At 64.2% G+C, this 20,926-nt stretch carries 16 protein-coding genes and 2 pseudogenes; 8 read left to right on the top strand and 10 right to left on the bottom strand.

Annotated elements, in window-relative coordinates; translation table 11 throughout:
• Positions 1–207 precede the first annotated feature (207 nt).
• Positions 208–1,604, top strand: a pseudogene (locus tag A7U43_RS05705) (IS1380 family transposase).
• 458 nt (positions 1,605–2,062) lie between these two features.
• On the opposite strand, the gene A7U43_RS05700 reads toward A7U43_RS05705, so the two are convergent.
• From A7U43_RS05700 to A7U43_RS05685, 5 genes and pseudogenes are all read right to left on the bottom strand, one after another.
• On the bottom strand, positions 2,063–3,355 hold the full coding sequence (locus tag A7U43_RS05700) for a PucR family transcriptional regulator (RefSeq protein ID WP_078290120.1): 1,293 nt from the start codon (positions 3,353–3,355) through the stop codon (positions 2,063–2,065).
• 18 nt (positions 3,356–3,373) lie between these two features.
• Complete coding sequence (locus A7U43_RS29615; protein WP_131805205.1) at positions 3,374–3,673, bottom strand: hypothetical protein; 300 nt, start codon at positions 3,671–3,673, stop codon at positions 3,374–3,376.
• Positions 3,674–4,139: 466 nt separating this feature from the next.
• On the bottom strand, positions 4,140–5,039 hold the full coding sequence (locus tag A7U43_RS05695; RefSeq protein ID WP_011895462.1) for an alpha/beta fold hydrolase: 900 nt from the start codon (positions 5,037–5,039) through the stop codon (positions 4,140–4,142).
• Positions 5,040–5,091: 52 nt separating this feature from the next.
• Positions 5,092–5,525: pseudogene (locus A7U43_RS05690) on the bottom strand (PaaI family thioesterase).
• A 48-nt stretch (positions 5,526–5,573) separates the two neighbouring features.
• Positions 5,574–6,167 carry a TetR/AcrR family transcriptional regulator gene (locus tag A7U43_RS05685; RefSeq protein ID WP_011895464.1) on the bottom strand — a complete coding sequence of 198 codons (594 nt, stop codon included), beginning with the start codon at positions 6,165–6,167 and terminating at the stop codon, positions 5,574–5,576.
• A 180-nt stretch (positions 6,168–6,347) separates the two neighbouring features.
• Between A7U43_RS05685 and A7U43_RS05680 the strand changes: the two genes are divergently transcribed.
• From A7U43_RS05680 to A7U43_RS05670, 3 genes are read left to right on the top strand one after another with little or no spacing between them, the layout of a single operon-like run.
• Positions 6,348–7,841: an acetyl-CoA acetyltransferase gene (locus A7U43_RS05680; protein WP_067992167.1), complete on the top strand. Its 1,494-nt coding sequence runs from the start codon at positions 6,348–6,350 to the stop codon at positions 7,839–7,841.
• Positions 7,838–8,935, top strand: coding sequence for a zinc-dependent alcohol dehydrogenase (locus A7U43_RS05675; protein WP_067992164.1), 1,098 nt, complete (start codon positions 7,838–7,840; stop codon positions 8,933–8,935). The genes A7U43_RS05680 and A7U43_RS05675 overlap by 4 nt, the downstream gene beginning before the upstream one ends.
• Positions 8,936–8,970: 35 nt before the next feature.
• A complete protein-coding gene (locus A7U43_RS05670; RefSeq protein WP_041800308.1) occupies positions 8,971–9,546 on the top strand; it encodes a carboxymuconolactone decarboxylase family protein in 576 nt (191 codons plus the stop codon).
• 31 nt (positions 9,547–9,577) lie between these two features.
• Here the strand turns inward: A7U43_RS05670 and A7U43_RS29610 are convergent, their stop codons facing one another.
• Positions 9,578–10,126, bottom strand: a complete 549-nt coding sequence (locus tag A7U43_RS29610; protein WP_052537336.1) for a hypothetical protein — start codon at positions 10,124–10,126, stop codon at positions 9,578–9,580.
• A gap of 179 nt (positions 10,127–10,305) precedes the next feature.
• On the bottom strand, positions 10,306–11,175 hold the full coding sequence (locus A7U43_RS05665; protein WP_011895469.1) for a metal-dependent hydrolase: 870 nt from the start codon (positions 11,173–11,175) through the stop codon (positions 10,306–10,308).
• A 102-nt stretch (positions 11,176–11,277) separates the two neighbouring features.
• Here A7U43_RS05665 and A7U43_RS05660 point away from each other — a divergent pair, with 102 nt between their 5' ends.
• Positions 11,278–11,919: a TetR/AcrR family transcriptional regulator gene (locus tag A7U43_RS05660; protein WP_011895470.1), complete on the top strand. Its 642-nt coding sequence runs from the start codon at positions 11,278–11,280 to the stop codon at positions 11,917–11,919.
• A gap of 91 nt (positions 11,920–12,010) precedes the next feature.
• Here A7U43_RS05660 and A7U43_RS05655 read toward each other — a convergent pair whose 3' ends face one another.
• Entirely contained in the window at positions 12,011–12,652 is a 642-nt protein-coding gene (locus A7U43_RS05655; RefSeq protein WP_085981140.1) for a TetR/AcrR family transcriptional regulator, read from the bottom strand.
• Positions 12,653–13,025: 373 nt separating this feature from the next.
• Between A7U43_RS05655 and A7U43_RS05650 the strand changes: the two genes are divergently transcribed.
• From A7U43_RS05650 to A7U43_RS05640, 3 genes are all read left to right on the top strand, one after another.
• Positions 13,026–16,112, top strand: coding sequence for an MMPL/RND family transporter (locus A7U43_RS05650; protein WP_067992162.1), 3,087 nt, complete (start codon positions 13,026–13,028; stop codon positions 16,110–16,112).
• Positions 16,113–16,881: 769 nt separating this feature from the next.
• Positions 16,882–17,235, top strand: a complete 354-nt coding sequence (locus A7U43_RS05645; RefSeq protein ID WP_068001983.1) for an Rv2640c family ArsR-like transcriptional regulator — start codon at positions 16,882–16,884, stop codon at positions 17,233–17,235.
• A gap of 49 nt (positions 17,236–17,284) precedes the next feature.
• On the top strand, positions 17,285–18,253 hold the full coding sequence (locus A7U43_RS05640; protein ID WP_067992160.1) for a TauD/TfdA family dioxygenase: 969 nt from the start codon (positions 17,285–17,287) through the stop codon (positions 18,251–18,253).
• Positions 18,254–18,324: 71 nt separating this feature from the next.
• Here A7U43_RS05640 and A7U43_RS05635 read toward each other — a convergent pair whose 3' ends face one another.
• Both A7U43_RS05635 and A7U43_RS05630 read right to left on the bottom strand, forming a co-directional pair.
• Positions 18,325–19,515 (bottom strand): MFS transporter, encoded by a 1,191-nt coding sequence (locus A7U43_RS05635; RefSeq protein WP_067992159.1) that lies wholly within the window; start codon positions 19,513–19,515, stop codon positions 18,325–18,327.
• The gene (locus tag A7U43_RS05630) at positions 19,512–20,846 is read right to left on the bottom strand and encodes an NAD(P)-binding domain-containing protein (protein WP_067992156.1); all 1,335 of its coding nucleotides are present in this window, start codon (positions 20,844–20,846) and stop codon (positions 19,512–19,514) included. The genes A7U43_RS05635 and A7U43_RS05630 overlap by 4 nt, the downstream gene beginning before the upstream one ends.
• Between the last annotated feature and the right edge of the window lie 80 nt (positions 20,847–20,926).

Here is a 20,926-nt window from a genome sequence, read left to right as displayed (position 1 = left end):
TCGCCGCTGCAAATAGCTGAAGATGTTAATCGTCGCTAACGTCTAGCGCGTGGCAAGACCACGCGCGCCACTTGTCGGATGTTCTTATCCTCGATCCACCGATGAATTGGCTGGTCGTGGGGTGTCGGAATGAGGAAAGTGCCCTCTGAGCTGCGATGATGAGTGTTCTCTACGCACTTATCGGCACAACTCGGAAAGGCACTTCCGGTGCAAGTGTCCCATAGGTTCGCCGCATCGTCGGCGGTCTTCGATGATGAGCGTCTGGTGTCGTGCGCAGGCCTGGTACCGGTGATGGCCCTTGCCGAGCAGACCGGACTGTCATCGTCATTGGCCGACAAAGTTCGGTTCAGCTGCGAGCGGGTCAAGTCCGGTGCGGCCAATCCGTCGCCGAAGCTGACCACGCTGATCGCCGGGATGTGCACCGGCGCGGACAGCATCGACGACCTCGACGTAGTTCGTAGCGGCGGGATGAAGACCCTGTTCGGCGAGGTGTACGCCCCGTCGACCATCGGAACCTTGTTGCGGGAGTTCACCTTCGGCCATGCCCGGCAACTGGAGTCGGTGCTCAGTGAGCACGTGGGCGCTCTGTGCGAGCGTGTCGATCTGTTGCCCGGCGCCGACGGGCGGGTGTTCATCGACATCGACTCACTGCTGCGCCCGGTCTACGGCCAGGCCAAACAAGGTGCGAGCTACGGCCACACCAAAATCGCCGGCAAGCAGATCCTGCGCAAGGGTCTTTCCCCGTTGGTGACCACCATCAGCACCGAACACTGCGCTCCGGTGATCACCGGAGCACGACTGCGGGCGGGCAAGACCAACTCGGGCAAAGGCGCGGCCCGCATGATCGCCCAAGCCGTCGCCACCGCCCGCGGCGCCGGTGTCACCGGGCGCATCCTGGTGCGCGGCGACTCGGCCTACGGCAACAGCAGCGTGGTCACCGCCTGCCGCCGCGCCGGTGCCCGGTTCTCGCTGGTGCTGACCAAGACCGCCGCAGTCGTCGCGGCCATCGCCGACATCAATGACACCGCGTGGATCCCGGTGTGCTATCCCGCCGGGATCCCGACACCGGTGCCTGGATCTCCGATGCCGAAGTCGCCGAAACCACCTGCACCGCTTTCAGTTCCACGAAGACTCCGATCACGGCACGGTTGATCGTGCGCCGGGTCAAAGACGCCCGATACCCCGACGCCCTGTTCCCGGTCTGGCGATATCACCCGTTCTTCACCGACACCGACGAACCCGTCGACGTCGCTGACATCACTCACCGCCGCCACGCGATCATCGAAACCGTGTTCGCCGACCTCATCGACGGACCCCTGGCCCACATGCCCTCGGGACGTTTCGGGGCGAACTCTGCCTGGATACTGTGCGCGGCCATCGCCCACAACCTGCAGCGCGCCGCCGGCATCCTGGCCGGCGGTGCACACGCGGTGGCTCGCGGCGCCACCCTGCGCCGACGCCTCATCACCATCCCGGCCCGACTGGCCCGCCCCCAACGCCGACCCATCCTGCACCTACCAGCCCACTGGCCGTGGGCGACGCACTGGCTCCGATTGTGGCGCAACACCATCGGCCACAGCCCGCCAGCAACCGCCCCCACCTGACCAATCCGCCGAAAGGCCACGACCGGAGCACACAGGAAAAAGCTGGACAGACCAGCCGATACCCCCTGCTCACAGCCAGCAAGCGACCACCAAACCATTCCAGCCTCAGCCACGACAGCTCATCGGTGGATCAAGGCTTATGCCTCCTGGTTGTCTGGGCCGACAAGTCGCAACCTGCGCCACGACTCGCCTGTCGCCTTGCGCGATGGGTGCTTGAGCGTGTCTGACGTCGATGAGCTTCGGTGAATGGGTTGCTTCAGCTCCGTACGGCGGCGATCGACGACTCCACTCGATCAGCCTGCCCGCAGCAGAGCCCCGCGGCAGCGTCGAAACATGAATCGAACTCGGATTATCAGGCCGGGCGGCGCCGGATCGTCGCGCTGACCATCCTCAGATTCGGCGTGTTCGTCAGTAGACGGCACAGTTACGCAGCAAGGGCGTTCGCGGGACACGAACGACTAGGACCGCCCCAAGGCTTGTGTTGGGTTCAGTGCTACTTCGCCGAGCCAATAGCACATCAGTAGGGCGACCTCGACGTCTAATCGTTCCGCGGCGATCGGGCGACCGCGGCGCTCGAGTGCTCGATTTACGCGATACTTGACGGTATTGGCGTGTATCTGCAATTCGTTGGCGGCGGCTTTGAAGCTGGAACCGGCACGCAAGAACACCCTCAACGTGTCTCGTAGACGCTGGTCCGATGCAGTGTTCTGAGCCAACGGGCCCAGCACATCGTAAATCCATTCCTTCAGAGTCGCGTCATCGGTCATCAGCATCGAGGCCAGGGCCACACCGGGATCTCGTGCAGCGACGATCCGGTGCCGTGAGGAGCCGTCGGCTGCCACCGCGACCACACGGGCCTGCTCAGCCTGTCGGTAGGTGCGGCGGAAGCCTTCAATCCCCGGAAGTGGTTCACCGACGGAAAGTCTTGGGCCGTCAGGTTGAGCCCGGACGAAGTCGCGCAGCTGCGATAAATAGTCCGACGGGCGGTGAACCGTCATCCATGCGCATCCGACGAGGCGGTCGATGGAGAAGTAGACCGATTGCTTCGCTCCAGTGGCGGAGACCGCGTGTTGCATGAAGCGCTCCATGGCGATGAACTCGTCGGTGTCGGCGCCCGCATCTCGGTCGAGCCATACCATGAGAGCCACATGCGTTGCGCCCAAGAAGTACCTCATAGCCGACGACGCTTCGGTCAGGTCTACGTCGCGTCCGTTGAGGATGTCTCGAATGGCTTGTGCACGCAAACTTCGTCGGCGCTCGTCCCACTCCGCGCGTTCAGTCTGATATGTCTCCAAGACCTGCTCAGACATCCAGTCGATGTAGCGGAAAGACACACGGGTGATGTGTTCAATGAGCGCCAATTTCTCCTCGGGCGGTAGGTCCGCGCTCCGAAGGCCAGCGATGATGAGGTTCAATCCATACTGGTGCCCGAGCCTGTATGCCCGCAGCAGCGCGTTGACGGGTACCTCGCGTTGCGCCATCCTCCGGGCGTGTTCAAGGGCGGCCGTCGGTGACTCCATGCGGTCGAACGGGATCGAGTGACGGACGACGGAGAACCAAGTGTCTACGTTCGCGGCGACGGTGTCACTCAGTAGCTCTTTGAGCTGTTGATCGGCAGCGAGTTCGGCAACTTGCTCAATCAGAAGGCCATGTATGGACTCGGGCAATTCTCTGACGAGGTCGCCGAGGTCTCGGAATAGGTGATGAACCGCGTGACCGGGGGTGTCTTGAACTTCGGATGAATCAAGCACAGCTGCGACCGTACTCGATTACTTGTCTTTGCGAGACAACAGACGCCCGCAGGTTCGACCCTTCGAGACATACCGATCGCGGATCCGGGTATCTACGCTGTTAAGGAGCGGTGAGCCACGTTTTACCATTTCAGCAGCCGAACGAGGCATTGCTGTGGGCCACGGCGAACGGATGCGCGTGAAGAGGAAGGCGGAGGCATGAGTTGTCTGCTCGCAATAACCTTGTTTGCGGCCTTCGCGGCCGGAGCAGCCCCATTGCGAGGAACGATCAGCACCGCCCTGGCCGCAATAGACGACTTTCTCGATCGTTTCGGCCACGAAGTTTCCGGAACTGCTCATGCGAAGGAACGCCCGCCGCTCTGACGAGGTGGTCGAATCGGGCGCCGGATATGCCCGCCCGCCTCCCGCATACCGAAGCTGAAGCCTGGATAGCAGTAGGCTGTCCTCTGGACTCGCCCCCGGCCGTCGACTGACTCCAAGATCCCAACAGCAGCGCCGATCTGATCCGGGTCGCCCCGGCGGCGGGTGTGTTCGTCAAGGTGTGCGGGCACTGGTTCGGAGAACTCCGACCGCTCGATCCGACCTGGACAGCGCCCACCAGCAAAATGCTTCGGTTCGAATGATAATTCGGCCCAGGCGATGGTCGAACCATACGGTTTGGCATCGCTGCCTTCGGATGCGCCGATACTGCGCCGCCGGGGTTCCGTTCATGGAGGTAGTTCTGACACCTCGACAACGAACCAGAGTGGCCGGGCCGCGGCCATCGCAGGGCCCTGAAAGACGCTCAGTCCGACGAGTCGTTCAGCGTGCGGTCGAGAAAATCTGCGACTGCCGAAGTGAAGGCGTCGTTGTCGTCGCCCGCAACCATGTGGCCCGTGCCCGAAACGTCGACAGCCTCGGCGTGCGGTACGACTTCGAGGAACTCCTCGACCGACTGCTGCGACGTCACGTCGGAGTGAACGCCGCGAATGAGAAGCGTTGGTGCTCGCACGCGGCGGGCCCCTTCGATGAGAAGGTCGCTTATGGCGCCGAATTCTTTGGCACCAGTTGCTGGGTCGCCCTGCAGGAACTCGAAGTTGGAAGCTATGAACGCCGGATCCCATCGCCAGATCCACCGACCGTCGTCGCGCTGCTGCAAGACCTTTCGGAGACCGTCCAAGTTCTTGGGCCGAGCGCGATGCCGGTTGTACTGGGCAATGACGTCCGCGGCCGCGTCGAGCGTATCGAATCCGTCGGGATGGGCGCCCATGAAAGACACGACGCGGCGTGCTCCGTGAAACTCCATTCGCGGAGTTATGTCGACCAGTACGACGGCTCCCCACAGATCGGCAGGCGCCACCAAATGCGTTCCCAACACCGTCATGCCGCCCAAGGATGCGCCAACGACAGCTGGCGGGCGGCCATCGCTGGCATATCGGCGAATCGACAGCAGGTCGGATGCAAGTCGGTCGAGATCGTATCGACCATCGGGGTCCCACTCGCTGTCGCCGTGACCGCGGGCGTCGTAAGCGACGACGGTATACCCGCGCGCGTGTAAGCGGCGCGCGGTAGTCGCCCAGGCATGGCGGTTCTGTCCACCGCCGTGCAGCAGTATGACGACCGCGCGGGCGGATTCGTGTCGGTAGACATCGGCTGCAAGGGCGGTTCCGTCTTCGTTGCGGACGCGCTCGAACGTTGAGGTCATTTGCTGTGTCCTCGATGGTCGCCTTGGGCAGCGTTCTCGTTCCGCGACCGGATCACGAGGCGCTCTGGGCGACGACGGTCACTGTTCCCTGTGCGGCGCATACCGGGCGTCCCGTATTGGTGATGTCGATCCTGGCGACGCCGCTACGCTTCCCCAGCGCGATGATGTCGGCGACCGCAACGCAGACTCCACTGGACACCGGACGTAGGAGGTTCAGTTTGAATTCGGTTGTGGCCACCCATGACCCAGGTGGGATCACCGGATAGAACACCACGCCCAAGCAGTGGTCGACCATCGCTGACAGGCATCCGCCATGCAGAGTGCCGAAAGGAGTCAACAAATCGGCTCGGGCGTCCATTTCCACTACCAGTCTCCCGGCGGAGAACTCGATGTGGCGGAAGTCCAAGTACTTGGCGAGCCCTCCCGAGGTTCCCCCGCGTGCTGGAGCTCCTCGGCTATTTGCTTGTTGAACTGGGGGAAGTCCATGGTCAGCGCCTCGTTTCGTTCAGCGATACCGATGCCATCGCTGAGACACTACTCCGCAGTTGTCGCAGCAATGCAACTGTGAGTGTCGGCCAGTAGCGCGGGAAGCAGGAATCGGCGCAAGAAAGCATCGATTCCTTCGGGGCTGCGGTGCCGGGGGCCGCGAACCGCGAGCAAGCTGAGGATGATGCGCAAAATCCATTCGGCGGCGTCATCGACCGAAACGCCGGCTTCGAGTTGATGCCAGTGTGCGGCGAACACGGGTCGCAGAAACTCGGCGACGAGTTCGAACAGCGCCACCGACGTTCCCTCGGCCAGTCCCACGCCGGCGAGTTCATCGTCGCTGGCGAAGAGCATGCCGATTATCGGTTCGCGGCGTGCCGCGCGCACCGTGACTGCAACGAAGTCCAATATGGCAGAGCCCAAGTCGGTGTGCGCCAAGATCCGTCCGCTGGTGCGGTGCAGGTAGCGTTCCGCTGCGCGGACGATGACACCGGATACGACGGATTCGCGACTAGCGAAGTAGCGATAGACCGTGGCGCGCGATACGCCCGCATGCCTGGCGATATCCTCCATCGTGGTGCCCGACAGCCCCTTGCCTTGCAGGCACGTTTCGGCGGCGTCGAGTAGGCGATCGCGCGCCATATCGCGGTTTCGCCCAGGAGTCGCGTCGCCCCGCCGCAACGATCTCTTCGTCACGGGTACGAGTATGCCCTGTCAAGGGACCCGCTCTGTCGAACACCCGCGGTTGTCGCATGGAAACGGATGTGACAATATCGCAGTCGTGTCGCATAGAAGACCTCGACGATGAGCGTGATCTGACCGTTGGCCATCCCACCACGCACTCCGGTTGTCGTCGGCGTCGGTGAACTGACACATCGCGGTGAAGGCACCGTCGATCCCATCGATTTGGCCGCCGAGGCCGCGCGTCGAGCGCTGCATGATGCTTCGGCCGCGATCGGGCATCGCATCGATACCGTGGCGACGCCCGGAATCTTGATGATCCCACGCGACAACCCCGCGTCGAGGATTGCCGAAGCGACTGGGCTGACGCCGGATCATCGCATCAGTTGTCCGGTCGGCGGCAACACCCCCCAGTATCTGGTCGAGGTCCTCGGCCGCCGCATTTGGCGCGGCGTCAGCGACGGGGCTCTGATCGTCGGAGCGGAAAGCGGCGCGTCAGCACGCAAAGTCGCATCCGGTAGCGCACTTTTGGAGCCCAAACCCATCGCAGCACAGGACGAGTCACTCGGTGACACCCGCCCGGGACTGAGCGAAGCCGAGGTGGGCGCCGGGTTACATTGGCCGCACGAGGTGTACCCGATCTTCGAATCCGCGATCGCGGCCCGATCAGGCCGCACATTCGACGAACAGCGCCGCTGGCTGGGTGACTTGATGGCTCCGTTCACGGTTGAGGCGTCCCGACATCTCGAGCAGGCCTGGTTTCCGCGTGCCCGTAGCGCAGACGAGCTCAGCACGGTCTCCCCGGCTAACCGGATGGTGTGCGAGCCGTATCCGAAGCTGCTCAACAGCATCATCGCCGTGGATATGGCTGCCGCTTTCGTGATCATGGCCGCCGAAGTCGCCGAGGAACTCGGAGTGCCCAGTGATCGTTGGGTCTTCCCGTGGTCGTCGGCCACATGCAACGACGTGTATTTCCCGGTTCAGCGGCCTGATCTGGGTCGTTCCGCCGGAATAAGGGCCGCCGGCAAGGCGGTATTGGCGGCCAGTGGACTTCACATCGACGACATTAGATGGTTTGATTTCTACTCTTGCTTTCCTTCCGCGGTCGAGGCGGCGATCGACGCCTTGGATCTCGACCCGGCGGATGACCGCGGGTTCACGGTGACCGGCGGACTGCCCTACCACGGAGGGCCGGGTAACAACTATGTCAGCCATTCGATCGTCGAGATGGTGCGACGCTGCAGGAGCGACCCGGACGCCGTCGGGCTCGTGTCCGGACTGGGCTGGTACATCACAAAGCACTCGCTGGGTCTGTGGTCGGCGACTCCACCGCCAACGGGATGGCAGACTCCGGACATGGCCGATGCGCAGTCTGCGATCGACGGCACCTCCCTCCCGGTCGCTTCTCCCGCCGACGCATCCGGAGAGGCGACCATAGATGGATACACGGTCGTGCACGACCGTGACCAAGGCCCCTCCTGGGTGCCGATTTTCGCGCGCATGACCGACGGCCGCCGCGTCGCGGCGCGCAGTGACGATGCCGAGGTGGCGGTGGCAATGTCACGAGACATGTGCGTCGGACACCAAGTCGCCGTGCGGCAGGCGGACGGACACGTCGAATTCGAACTGTCGTGAACGCCGACGCGCTCGTGCTGACCAAGCCGCGCACCCTTGAACGGCGGCATCTTCCGGTGCCGCGCATCGACGACGAGTCCGGTCTCCTGCGGATCGAGGCGTGCGGGCTCTGCGGAACCGACCACGAGCAGTTCAGCGGACACCTGCCGACGGGGTTCGCCTTCATCCCCGGACACGAGATCATCGGCGTCATCGAGGGAATCGGTGACGCCGCGCGCGAGCGTTGGGGCGTCTCGGTGGGTCAGCGAGTCGCCGTCGAGGTGTTCCGATCGTGTCGGGAGTGCGACTCGTGCGGCCGCGGCGAGTATCGCAGGTGCTCGAGCAACGGCCTCGCCACCATGTTCGGCTTCGTCGACGTGAACATCCCGCCCGGCCTGTGGGGAGGCTATGCAACCCACCTGCATCTGCCGTTCGATTCCATGCCGTTGCCGGTCCCGGACGGACTCGACCCGATCGTCGCGACGTTGTTCAATCCGCTTGGGGCAGGGATCAAATGGGCTGCCATGTTGCCCGAGACAAGCCCGGGCGACGTCGTCGCGGTCCTCGGACCAGGGATCCGCGGGATTTGTGCTGCCGTAGCCGCCAAGGAGGCCGGAGCGGCATTCGTCGCGATGACCGGGGTCGGCCCTCGCGACCGAACTCGGCTAGCCGCAGCCCACCAGTTCGGCGTGGACCTGACCATCGACGTCACCGAAGACGACCCGGCGCAGGCCCTGCAAATGGCGACCGGCCGGCTCGCAGATGTCGTCGTCGACGTCACCGCGAAGGCGCCAGCCGCATTCGCGGACGCCGTCGGACTCGCGCAGCCCGGCGGACGCGTGGTGGTCGCGGGCACACGCGGCGGCGGCGGAGCGCCGGGCTTCGAGCCAGACCTGCTCGTATTCAAGGAACTACGCATCTTCGGTTCGTTGGGGGTCGACTACCCCGCCTACCAGAGCGCCATCGAGCTGCTGGTCTCTAGGCGTTGGCCCTTCGAAGAATTGCACCGCGAGATCACCGGTTTCGCCGGCCTGCCCGGGCTGCTCGACCTTCTGGCCGGCAACGAGCCGGACCGGGTCCCCGCTCTGCACAACGTCTTTGTGCCGATCGCCTGACAGCGCCAACTAGCGCCCAACCGGAAGGATCCACCGTGAGCAGCCAAAGCCGGGTTGACATGCTTGCCCTGACAGATGCCCGCGAGCGCGCCGCTCAATGCGGGATTCCGGACGCCATGGCTGAACTGTCTGTTTTCAGGATCGCGCTTCATCAGCCCCCTGTAGCCGTCGCATTGCATGGAATGCTGGAGGCGTTGCTGTGGAAAGGCGCGCTGGATGCGCGGCTACGGGAGCTGATCATCATGCGAATCGGCTGGGTCACTGATTCGGTCTATGAGTGGACGCAACACTGGAGGGTTGCCCGCTTGCTCGATGTGCCCGAACGCGACCTGCTCGGGGTGCGCGACTGGCAGAACGCCGGCCACTTCGGCGAAGCCGAGCGGGCGGTACTGGCGGCGACAGACGAGACGTTGCGTGACGGCACCATCTCGGATGAAACCTGGGCTGAGTGTCAGCGCGCGTTGCACGGGGACCCGGCCGTCCTCGTCGAACTCGTCGCCGCGATCGGGAATTGGAGATTGTTCTCAGCGCTGCTGCGGTCCTTGCACGTGCCGCTAGAAGACGGCCTCGAAGGATGGCCCCCTGACGGAGTTCGACCCTCCGTTGACTGAAGGGTGATCGGCTCGCCATGTCGACTCCGTGCTATGACTCTGCCCCTAGCACCTGTTGGTCGGGATCTGACGATGTCGAACGGTCGGGCGGTTGCATCTGCAGACGGCGATTCCACCACCGAGGATTGCGCCGGGCCTGAAGACTGAGCCGACGGAATTCCATCCGCTGCAGTCGAAGGAGAACTGGAACACCCAGCAGCGGGACGATCGCACCACGGACCGCACCTCGGCGACCATTCTCCAGCAATCCGGCTACAGCACTGAGCCCCGAAATGTAAAGAATACCGTTGTAAGGCACCAGGATTGGGCCGCATAGTCCTTCGCACTCGGACAGGCTTGGCACACCAAATCTCCAGCGCTTCGGCCAGTGTATGAAGTGAGCCAACACGGTCGTCAGGAACAGGCCGTTCACAACACCGAGGACAGCCTCGTGACGCTTATCGGCACGTTCCGCCATGCGAAGTACTACTGCGGTGCTCATGCCCCAACCCGTCGCTGCCGGCACCGGACCAATCACCGACGCGAACGGCATCGCAACTCCGGACAGCAATTCGTAGAAGACATGCGCGCTCGCTGACACGGCGCCAACTTGTGTGCAGATTTGCCGGGACGTCTTCGGACGCTGACGGGACGGCGGTAATGGCCCTTCCGCCCGCATCAGCGGAATGCCTGAACGCGCGATGCGGCCACGGCGCAACGCACTTCTTCGTGAAGAGGTCGTTCCATATGGCGGCTTTCACCACAAAAGTACTTGTCGACCTACACGTTACTCCGTAGCTGTTGGCCGCCATCGGCGTCGAAGAGTTCCTTGGTCCAACGTTCGAGGATTTCTGCGCTATCCCAGTCGTCGGGATGGAACCCGGCGTGGGTGTAGGAACGGAAGCGCTCAATCGCTGCTCGGCTGAACAGCGGGTTATGACGGAAGGCTCGAAGGCTGCGCAGCAACCGCACCGGGTTGTAGGCGGCACGATCGCCGGCCAGAGAGCGGGTGGTCTGGATGACCAACTCGGTGAACAATAGGAGACTGGCGATCCGCATTCCCCAGACCCTGGTGCGTTCGCTTCCACCGACCGTCTCGTAGACATCGAAAGCGACGGCCTTGTGCTCGCATTCCTCCAGTGCGTGCCAAAGCAGAATCGGCCGCACCTCGGTGTAGCCGATCAGTTCTTGAGCTTCGTCGCTGGTGAGAATGATCTCGGCGAATGTCGCCGTGTAGTGCTCGAGGGCTGCCGTCACAGCCAGGCGCATCTTGGGAGAAAAACGCTTCTCGAGTCGGCCAACCAACTTCTTGATATGCCGATCGATCCCCTCGGTGGGATAGCCCATCGCTTGAAGGCGATCGTTGAGCAGCCGATGCTGGTGCCGGTGGGTGGCCTCTTGAGCGATGAATCCCTTGACCGCCTCCTTCAGGTCAGCGTCGCTGATGTGGTCCCGGTACTCGCGGACTGACCGGATGAAGAAGTCTTCGCCTTCGGGGAACGTGGCCGACAAGGTGGACACAAAGTGGCTCATCACCAAGTCGCCATCGACGAAGTGCTGCCGACTGGTCTCAGCAGGCATGTCGAATCGGACACGGCGGGGCTTCGGGACGACCCGCGTGGTGGGCCGTGTGGACGAATCGTCGCTCATGTTGTTCTCCTGTTGTCATGGGCACTGATGATCTGACTTTACGCCTAGTCAGAATTAGATGGCAAGCTATGCGTTGTGCGATCGGTGCGGGTGTACAGCGGGATGTCCGCCGAGGAGCGTCACCGGAACAGGCGCACGCGTCTCATCGAGGCCGCGATGGAGTTGATCGGCACGCACGGCGTTGCCGCCGCCACGGTGACTGCCGTATGCGCTGAGTCCGGCGTGACGTCACGCTACTTCTATCAGCATTTCCCTGACAGAGACGCCCTCTTGCGAGCTGTCTACCAGCAGCTCTACGCAACCTTCCAGGAGGTGATAGTTGACGCGATCCCCGATGCCGGCGCCCCACCCGAGGTGCTCGCGTACGCGCCGATCCGCGGGCTGGTCAGCATGATCAACAATGATCCTCGACTGGGTCGGATCTTGTTCGTGGAATCTGCAACGGAGCCGCTGCTTCGGGAGTTACGCAGCGACATGATGACCGGTTTCACCGACCTCGTATTGCGTGAGGCCAGACTTCACCTTGACATCGCCGACTCCGCAGTGGGCGTTGCCCATTTGGCCTCGACATTGGGTGTGGGTGGGTTATTCGAAGTCTTGCGCCGCTGGCTCGACGGAGAACTCGAGTTCACCACCGATGAACTCGTTCAGCACTGCGCAGGTTTCCTGGGCAGCCTCGGCAGCTATGTGCTGCTGCAGAACGCAGTCGAGTCGGCCACGACCAAAGCCAAACCTCAGAGTTAGCTTCTGGCGCCTCCCGGCCGCGCTTCGCGAATGTCGAGGTGCCTCCGCTTGCTTCATTCCGGACTGAACACATGAACGCCGCTGTACAACATTAGAGGCCAGCGTCGTCGACCAAATAACGTTCGGCGAGCGTCTCGGCAAGCCGACTCGTGTGCTCCACGATCTCCCCCTGGATGACGTCAAGCAAACCTGCATGCCATGCGGTGATCAATTCGACGAAGCCACCAACGGCCACCAGTGTGTCCATCCGAAGGGCGGTTTCATCGGCTTCCGGCCTCAGGTGTGGCTCACTGGCTGCGATCACCAGGTGTGTCGCCTCCTGCAGTGCGACAGCGCGCCGATCCTGAAGCGGGGAACTGCCCACGTGTTGAGCCAGTAGAATCTTCGCCCTGCCCGGATCCTCTGCAATCCGGTCGACCACCGCGGCGATGGTCACGCGGATGGTCTCCATCGGCGGCTGCCCGATGCGTTCTGCGAGCGTCGCAGAAACCTCACCGAGCATCTCGTTGCGCACGCCGTCCCATGCAGCGACAAGTAACTCGTCGCGGGTCTTGAAGTCTTCGTAGAAGTAACGGTCGTTCAGGCCGGTTTTGGCGCACACTCCTCTCATCGTGACTGCTGCCCAACCGCTTTCACTCCAGATTTCCGTCGCGGCATCAATGAGGCGCTGACGGCGCTCCGCCCGGCGTTCAGCACCGGTACGCCCGCCCCATCTCTTCGACCGCGTCCGCACATGTCCATCTTGGCAAGCCACAGTAGGTCGCAACACTTTGGTAGCATCCGCCCCCAATGGGGGCGCGTGCCACCATAGGACTCCGCGGAGGGCAGCGATTGACGATCAGAACGCTCAAACTTCGAGTTCTCAGAGACGTGGCAGCGGCTGTCGTCATTCCCGCCCCCAGCAGTGATCGTGCGGCACTGGCGACGGTGGCGGTAGGAGGCGCCCTGCACGCCGTGCAGGTATTCGCGGCCGACTGGCCCGCCGCAATCCCGTAGGGAGTCGACTCATGACGCTCTTGAGCGAGGCCCCCACCGGTCGCCGTCACCACTTGCACTACGTGCGGTAGCGTACCGATACCGGCAGTATCGCTACCAGTGGAGGCCAAGTGACCGACGGCAGTGCAGATGCCCCAAGCCAGGCCAAGCGGCCTGGTCGGCGCGCCAACGGATCCACCGACCCGGCCGACACTCGCGAGTACAGCGAACGGTTGGCGACCCTGGCCCGGTTCACCCTCCGACACAAAGCGCTCGTCATCGGGGTATGGCTAGGCGCCGCGGTGGTTCTCGCGCTGCTGTTCCCACAGCTGGAAACCGTGGTGCGCCAACAGTCGGTGGACCTCATTCCTCGCGACGCCCCGTCCTTGCAGACGGTTGACCGCATGAGCGCCGCGTTCGGCGAAGAAGGCTCGAAAACCATGGTGTTCGTCGCCATGGAAGACCCCACTGGCTTGACTCCAACTGCACGGCAGCGCTACGGCGAACTCGTGCGCCGGTTGCAGGCCGAGGGCGACCACGTCCTGCTGGTGCAGGACCTGCTGGCCGATCCGATTACCGAAGCTCAGGCAGTCAGCGCCGACCGCAAAGCCTGGTATCTGCCCGTCGGTGTCACCGGCACCCTCGGAGACCCCACGGCAGCCGAATCCTTGAACGCGGTGCGCGACATCGCCGCGGAGGTGTTCACCGGATCGACCACGACCGTCCAAGTGACGGGACCACCGGCGACCTTCAGCGACATGATCGCCTCCGCCGAGCACGACCTGCTGTTGATCTCGATCGCTACCGCCGGCGTGATCGCCCTGATCTTGCTGATCGTCTACCGGTCAGTGTTCACCGCGCTGTTGCCACTGCTGGTAATCGGGTTGAGCCTGGCGGTTGGGCGCGGCGTGCTATCCGCCCTCGGCGAGATGGGCATGCCGGTCTCCCAGTTCACCGTCGCATTCATGACGGCGATCCTGCTCGGCGCCGGAACTGATTACACAGTTTTTCTGATCAGCCGGTACCACGAGCAGCGCCGCGCCCAAGTACCCGCCGATCAGGCGATCATCCACGCCACCGCCAGCATCGGGCGCGTCATCCTGGCGTCCGCCGCCACCGTGGCACTCGCGTTCTTGGCCATGGTCTTCGCGCGGCTCAGCGTCTTCGCCGCCCTGGGCCCCGCGTGTGCCATCGCCGTGCTGTTCGGATTTCTGGCGACCGTCACCCTGCTGCCACCCGTGCTGTCGCTAGCCGCCAAACGCGGCATCGGTGAACCCAAATCCGATCGCACCCGCCGCTACTGGAACAGCGTCGCCGTCGCCGTGGTCCGCCGTCCGGTGCCACTGCTGATCGTCAGCCTGGCCATCCTGCTCGCCCTGTCGGCAGCCGCTGCGACCATCAAAATCAGCTACGACGACCGCAAGGGACAACCAGACACCACGGCCAGCAACCAGGGCTACCAACTTCTGGACCGCCACTTCCGCAAGGACGTCGTCATCAGCGAGTTCCTCGTCGTAGAGAACCCGACCGACATGCGGACCGGGAGGGGGCTGGCCGATCTCGACGAGATGGCCTCTCGCGTCTCCCAGATCCCCGGCGTCACCAGGGTGTCCGGAGTCACCCGCCCCACCGGGGAGCGCCTCGACCAAGCAGAACTGGCCTGGCAGAACGGCCAGATCGGCGAGAAAATGGCCGGCGCGGTCGCCGAGGGCAACTCACGCAAGGACGACCTCGCCAAACTCACCGGCGGCGCCGACCAGCTCGCCGACGGCCTCGCCCAACTCGATGGCACGGTGCGCACCGCCCTCGCGCCACTGGCCGGAATCCTCACCCAAGCTCAATCCGCGGGAACTCAGGTCAACCAGTTCCGCCCACTGCTGCAACAACTTTCCGCCACCGCCCCCGCCGTCGACCAAGCCATCCAATCCGGCCCAGGACTGCGACCGCTGGCCAACCAGGCGCAGAACGCGATCACCCAGCTCGATCCACTCGTGGGCGCGCTCAACACCTCACCGTGGTGTGCCGCCACCCCGCAGTGCGCCCAAATTCGTGACCAGGTGAAGATTTTGGTCAGCCTGCGCGACAGCGGATTCTTCGACCAGATCGCCGACCTCGGGGACCGCTACGATCCCGCGACCAATGCCACCGTTGGTGGCACCCTCTCCAACGTCCAGAACGCAGTCGCCTCGCTGGACAAGGCATTCGGAGCCCTCGGTGACCCCGCCGACCTAGCCACCAATCTCCGCCGATTGCAGGAGGGAATCGGACAGCTCGCCTCCGGCGCTCAAGCACTCGCGACCGGTGTCCGCACCCTCGCCGACAGCAACATCGAAATGCTGTCCGGTATGAGCCAGATCGCCACCCAACTACAGAATTCCTCACGCGCAGCGGCGGACTCCGACTCCTCGAGCGGTTTCTACTTGCCCGCTAATGCATTCGAGAACCGGCAATTCACCGATGTTGCCAAGCAATTCCTCTCACCGGACGGCAAGACCGCGCGGTTCATGATCGAAAGCAGCCACGACCCTTACAGCGTCGAAGCCATGGAGCTCGCCAGCCGCATCACCGACACCGCCAACACCGCACGACCCAACACGTCGCTCGCCGACGCCACCGTATCCGTCGCCGGCTTCCCCGCCGTCAACTCCGATATCCAACGATTCCTATGGGCCGACTTCGCACAACTGGCCGTCGCCACCATAATCATCGTCGGCGTCATCCTGGTCCTACTGCTGCGCGCACTCCTGGCACCGCTCTACCTCTTAGGCACCGTCGTGCTCAACTACCTCGCCTCGCTCGGCATCGGCGTTGTGGTATTCCAATGGGGACTGGGCTACGAAATCGCTTGGCCCGTACCATTACTGGCATTCATCATCCTCGTCGCCGTCGGCGCCGACTACAACATGCTGCTCGTCTCACGGCTCCGCGAAGAATCCGGGACCAACATCCGCGTCGGCGTCCTGCGCACCGTGGCAAACACCGGAGCCGTCATCACCTCAGCTGGTCTGATATTCGCCGCCAGCATGTTCGGCCTCATGGTCGGCTCAGTCGCAATCATGATCCAAGCCGGCCTCATCATCGGCTTCGGATTGCTGCTCGATACCTTCCTCGTGCGCACCCTCACCGTGCCCGCCATCGCCACACTTCTACGCGAAGCCAGCTGGTGGCCTTCCAAAGCAACGCGGACCCCAGTAGCTGACACCGCCACGCAGAAATAAGGAGCAACGCACTACTAGTGGAAGCGAGGAATGCGAGGAACGCGAGGTCCATTCGCAGACGTGATCTTTGGTTGCGGATCCGTCGTGATCTGGTGTTGCAAGCCCGTCGAGTAAGCGTCCAAACTGACATCCTGATTTCAAGGTTCCCGCTCTCGGTAAATCAAAGGCGGCCTTGACCACCAAGGTGTCTCAGTCCGCAGGCAGTCCGCAGTAGATTTTCGCGACTCCTGCGCGCGCCAACCCACCCAATGCAGCTGAGCTGGGAAAACTTACGCGGGCCAACGTACCCAACGTCATCAAAACCCCAGGTGGCGTGGTTCGGGACGAAGAGGTCGTGGGTTCAAATCCCGCCACCCCGACAGCGGAAGTGCTGGCCAGAAGGGTCTCATCGGTCGATCCGATGAGACCCTTCTGCTACACCGGGTAGGCAGTAGGTCGGCAACCTCTTGGCCGCCCCAGTGGATGCAGCATTGGACTGCCCGGATCACCTTCGGCGCACCGTCGAGTGTGACGGGGGTGACCCCATCGCCGCGCGGCCGGTATCCCCGCCCGGCCGCACCCATCGGAGTCCGCCGGGTCGAGACCGATAAGGCCCGGCCCGCAGCGGCGGGCGCTCTGCCGGTCCAACAGTCCGCCCGTGAGCGGTCACGGTTATTGCTTCATCTGGCGCCGCCTCATCTGCGCTGCTGTACATCCAGCCACACCCCGCGGGTGAATCCGCCGGGCACAGCTATTTGACATATATCAAATTGTTCGTAGAGTGCAGGGTATGCCCAAAGCGTTGCCCGTCATCGATGTCAGCGCCCCCATCTGTTGTGCGCCGATCGCGGCGGCACCGATGGACGAGGACACGGCACTGCAATTGGCGTTGCGTCTCAAGGCATTAGCCGATCCAGCACGGATCAGGTTGATGTCGATCCTGCTCACCGCCAGGGGCAACGGAGTGTGTACCTGCGACCTCGCGGCGGCGATCGGATTGTCCGACGGAACCGTGAGCCACCACCTGGGCCAATTGAAGAGGGCGGGGTTGGTGGCCTCGGAGCGGCGCGGGACGAACGTCTACTACCGAGCACAGGTCGAGGCCTTGGAGGCGCTGCGCGGAGCCTTGTCGTCCTGCTGCTGACACCGGCGCGCTTGATCACGTACCGACCACCATCGAGAGGAGCAGTTTCGTGAAATCACCAGTTGACTCAGGTTTGCCGTCGGTATGGACCCCGGCAACCTTCCCCGACGAGGCCGCATGGTCGTTCGATCTCTCCGCCGACGACCAGAAGGCCCTCATCGCCTACGGCCATGGTGGAGCCGCCGCTGATCTGGAGTCCCATTTCCGAACTGGCGCAGCGCATTGGGTGAACCTTCTCAACAACGGCCCGGGATTTGTGCGGCTGCGCCATTTCCCGATCGACGTGCTGACCGACCACCAGATCGAGCGCGCCTACCTAGGACTGGGTGCACTGTTGGGCCGACCGGTCGGGCAAGACCGCGACGCGAACTTCATTACGCATATCCGCGACGAACGGGTGCCCGCAGAGCCAGGAGTGCGCAAGTACCGGACCAATTTGCGTCAGGACTTCCATAGCGACGGTTCCGACCTCGTCGGATTGCTGTGCCTGCAGCCGGCAAAAACCGGCGGCGAATCCCGGATAGTCAGCGCGCACGCCGTCTACAACGAGATGTTGCGCCGCGCCCCGCATCTTGTCGATGTCATGTATCTGCCGATGCCGTGGGACCGCAACGAGGAACAAGGCCAGGGCGAGGCGCCATTCTTCGAACTGGCGCCCATCTCCGATATCAACGGGATACCACGAATCTTCTTCATTGCCTGGTATATCCGTGACTCACAACGCCACCCCGATGCGCCGCGCCTCACCGACGACCAGCGCGAAGCGTTGAGCTTGGTCGAGCGTATCGCCAACGATCCGGCATTCCATATCGAGATGAGCTTCCAGCCAGGCGACATCCAGCTGCTCAACAACACGACCGTGCTGCACTCGCGCGAGGAGTACACCGACCATACGGACCTCGCCCTGCGACGACATCTGCTTCGGTTATGGCTCACCACAGACGCACAGTCGGCACACCAACTCCTGCGAGACGGTATCCGCAAACAGGATGACACCAACGCCGCCGCCGTGAGCTGAGGTCGCTCCGGCCGCACCGAACCGAAGACCACAGTCGGCATGGGGGGAGGACGAAGCCCACCGCCACGAACTCATCGGACCCGACCGACCCGCGGCTGGGTTACCACCGCCAGCACCGCCCCGACGCCGGCGATCACCCCCAGCGCCACGAACATCGCGGAGTAGCCGCCGAGCAGGCTGGCCAGCGCGGCACCGACGAACGGACCGACGGCGGTGGCGATCATGATCGGCGCGTTCAAGATGCCGCTGAGATGCCCGTAATGGGTTGGGCCCCAACGTTCGGTGACGGCGGTGGCTTGTAGAAGCGTCATGATGCCCCGCATGACACCCGCACCGATGGCCACGACCAGCAGTGCCACGTAGCTGCCGAACGCTCCCAGCAGCACGGTGGTGGCGGCGACACCCGCCATGATGATCACCGTCCGGGGCACCACGCCGACACGTCGCGTCAGGGTTTCATAGCCGAGCCGGCCGAGTACCTGTCCGGCACCACCGAGGCCGAGCGCGAGCGCCGCGGCGCCGGTGCCGATCCCGCGCTGTGCCATCAACGGCACCAGGTTGGCGATCACCGCGTAAGAGGCCAGCCCGGACAGGGCGAACGCGGCCACCAATGCCAGGAACGCCCCGCTCCGCGCGGTCCGGGTCGGCGACTCCGCGTGGTGGGTGGCCGACGACGCCGGCCAGGGTCGGCGCAGCCCGAAGAAGTGCGCAGGCACGGTGATCGACCCCATGATCACAGCCAGCACCAGATAGGTCTGCCGCCAGTCCATGTGACCGGACAGCACCGCAGTCAGCGGCGCGAATACGGTACTGGCGAAACCGGCCACCAACGTCAGCACTGTCAACGCCCGCACCGCCACCGCCCCGAAGAACCGCGTCAGCGCGGCAAATGCGGGCGCGTAGAACACCATGCTCATCGCGACTCCGGCGAACACCCACGCGGCGACGAACCAGCCGAAATTCGGTGCGGTCGCCACCGCGACCACCGCGCAGACGCCCAGCAGCGACCCGGCCGTCATGATCCAGCGCGGGCCGACCCGGTCCAGCCACCGCCCGATCGGAATACCGGCGAGCGCCGATGTCACCAGACCGGCGGAGAACGCCGCGGTCACCGCCGGCGCGGACCATCCGGTGTCGGCGCTGATCGCCGGCGACAGCACCGTGAACGCGTAATACAGCACCCCCCAGCTGGTGATCTCGGTGACGCACAGGGCGACGAGCAACCCGCGCAACCCCGGACCGGGACGGATCGTCTCGGTCATCCGCCAAGTGGGTGCAGCGACAAGGCCAACGGATCCGCTGCGGGCGCCGGAGCGCAGCATCCACCACCGGCGGCCTCGGTCTCGGGGGCGTCGAACAGACCAGCTCCGTTGCACACCCCGGTGTCGGGCAGCGTCAGCTCCACCCGGCGCGCGGCCTCATGGTCACCGGCCAGTGCGGCGGCGATGCTGCGGACCTGCTCGTAGCCGGTCATGGCCAGAAAGGTGGGGGCGCGGCCATAGGACTTCATCCCCGCGATGTACAGGTCCGGCTCCGGGTGGGCCAACTCGGCGGCGCCGTGCGGCGCCACGCTCCCGCAGGAGTGTTCGTTCGGATCGATCGACGGGGCCAGCTTGACGGGCGCTTGCAGGATCGCGTCCAGTTCCAGACGCATCTCCGACAGGAAGGACAGATCCGGCCGGAAACCCGTGAGCACCACGACGTGATCTGCGGGGTCCAGCGTGCGGCCGTCCTCCGCTGACACCACCGCGCGTCCGTGCAGAAGGTCCACGCGCTCGGTACGGAAACCGGTCACCAGCGAGACACGGCCGGCATCGACGGCCTCCTTGGAACGCGTACCCAGCGCGCCGCGCTGCGGAAGCTCGTCGGCGCCACCACCGCCGAACGTGTCACCGACCACCCCACGACGCAGCACCCATGTCACCGTTGTCGACGGGTCGCGGCGCGCAACCTCGTCCAACTGGATCACCGCAGTCATCGCCGAATGCCCACTGCCGATCACCACGACGTGCTTACCCGCCGCATCCGAGGCCTCTGTCGGCGTGGGCGGCACAAAGGACAGCACCCCGGAATCTGCGGCCAGCCGTTCCCCGAGAGCCGGAACTCCGTCGGCGCCGGCCGGATTGGGCTGGCCCCACGTCCCGGAGCAGTCGATAACCGCCCGCGCGTGGACCCGGGCCTCGGTCCCGTCCGGCTGCGTGACGTGCACGACGAAGGGAGCATCGGAGCGGCCGGCGCTGACCAACCTGTCTCGTCCCAGCCGGGACACCGCAGCCACCCGAGTCCGATACCGCACGCGCGACCCCAGCACTGCGGCCAGCGGCGCGAGGTAGTCGTCGATCCACTCCCGACCGGTCGGATACCCCGCCTCGGATGGCGTCCACCCCGTCGGCGCCAACAGCCGGGCGGCGGCCGGGTCGATCAGTTCCGGCCACGGCGAGAACGTGCGCACGTGGGCCCACTGGTCGACCGCCGTCCCGGGACCGTCACCGGCCTCCAGCACCAGCGGCACGAGGCCCCGCTCCACGAGGTGCGCGGCGGCGGCCAGACCCAATGGGCCGGCACCGATCACGACTACTGGCAGATCCGACATGCCCCACTCCGTCCATTGACAATCATCGATGGGTCCGATCGTGCGCGACGTATCGATGTTTGTCAATGCGTGTGTCATGA

The organism is Mycobacterium adipatum, from assembly GCF_001644575.1.
Classification (GTDB): Bacteria; Actinomycetota; Actinomycetes; order Mycobacteriales; family Mycobacteriaceae; genus Mycobacterium; species Mycobacterium adipatum.
Note: the sequence above shows the minus strand (reverse complement) of the source record. Positions and strands in the feature narration are given on the sequence as shown.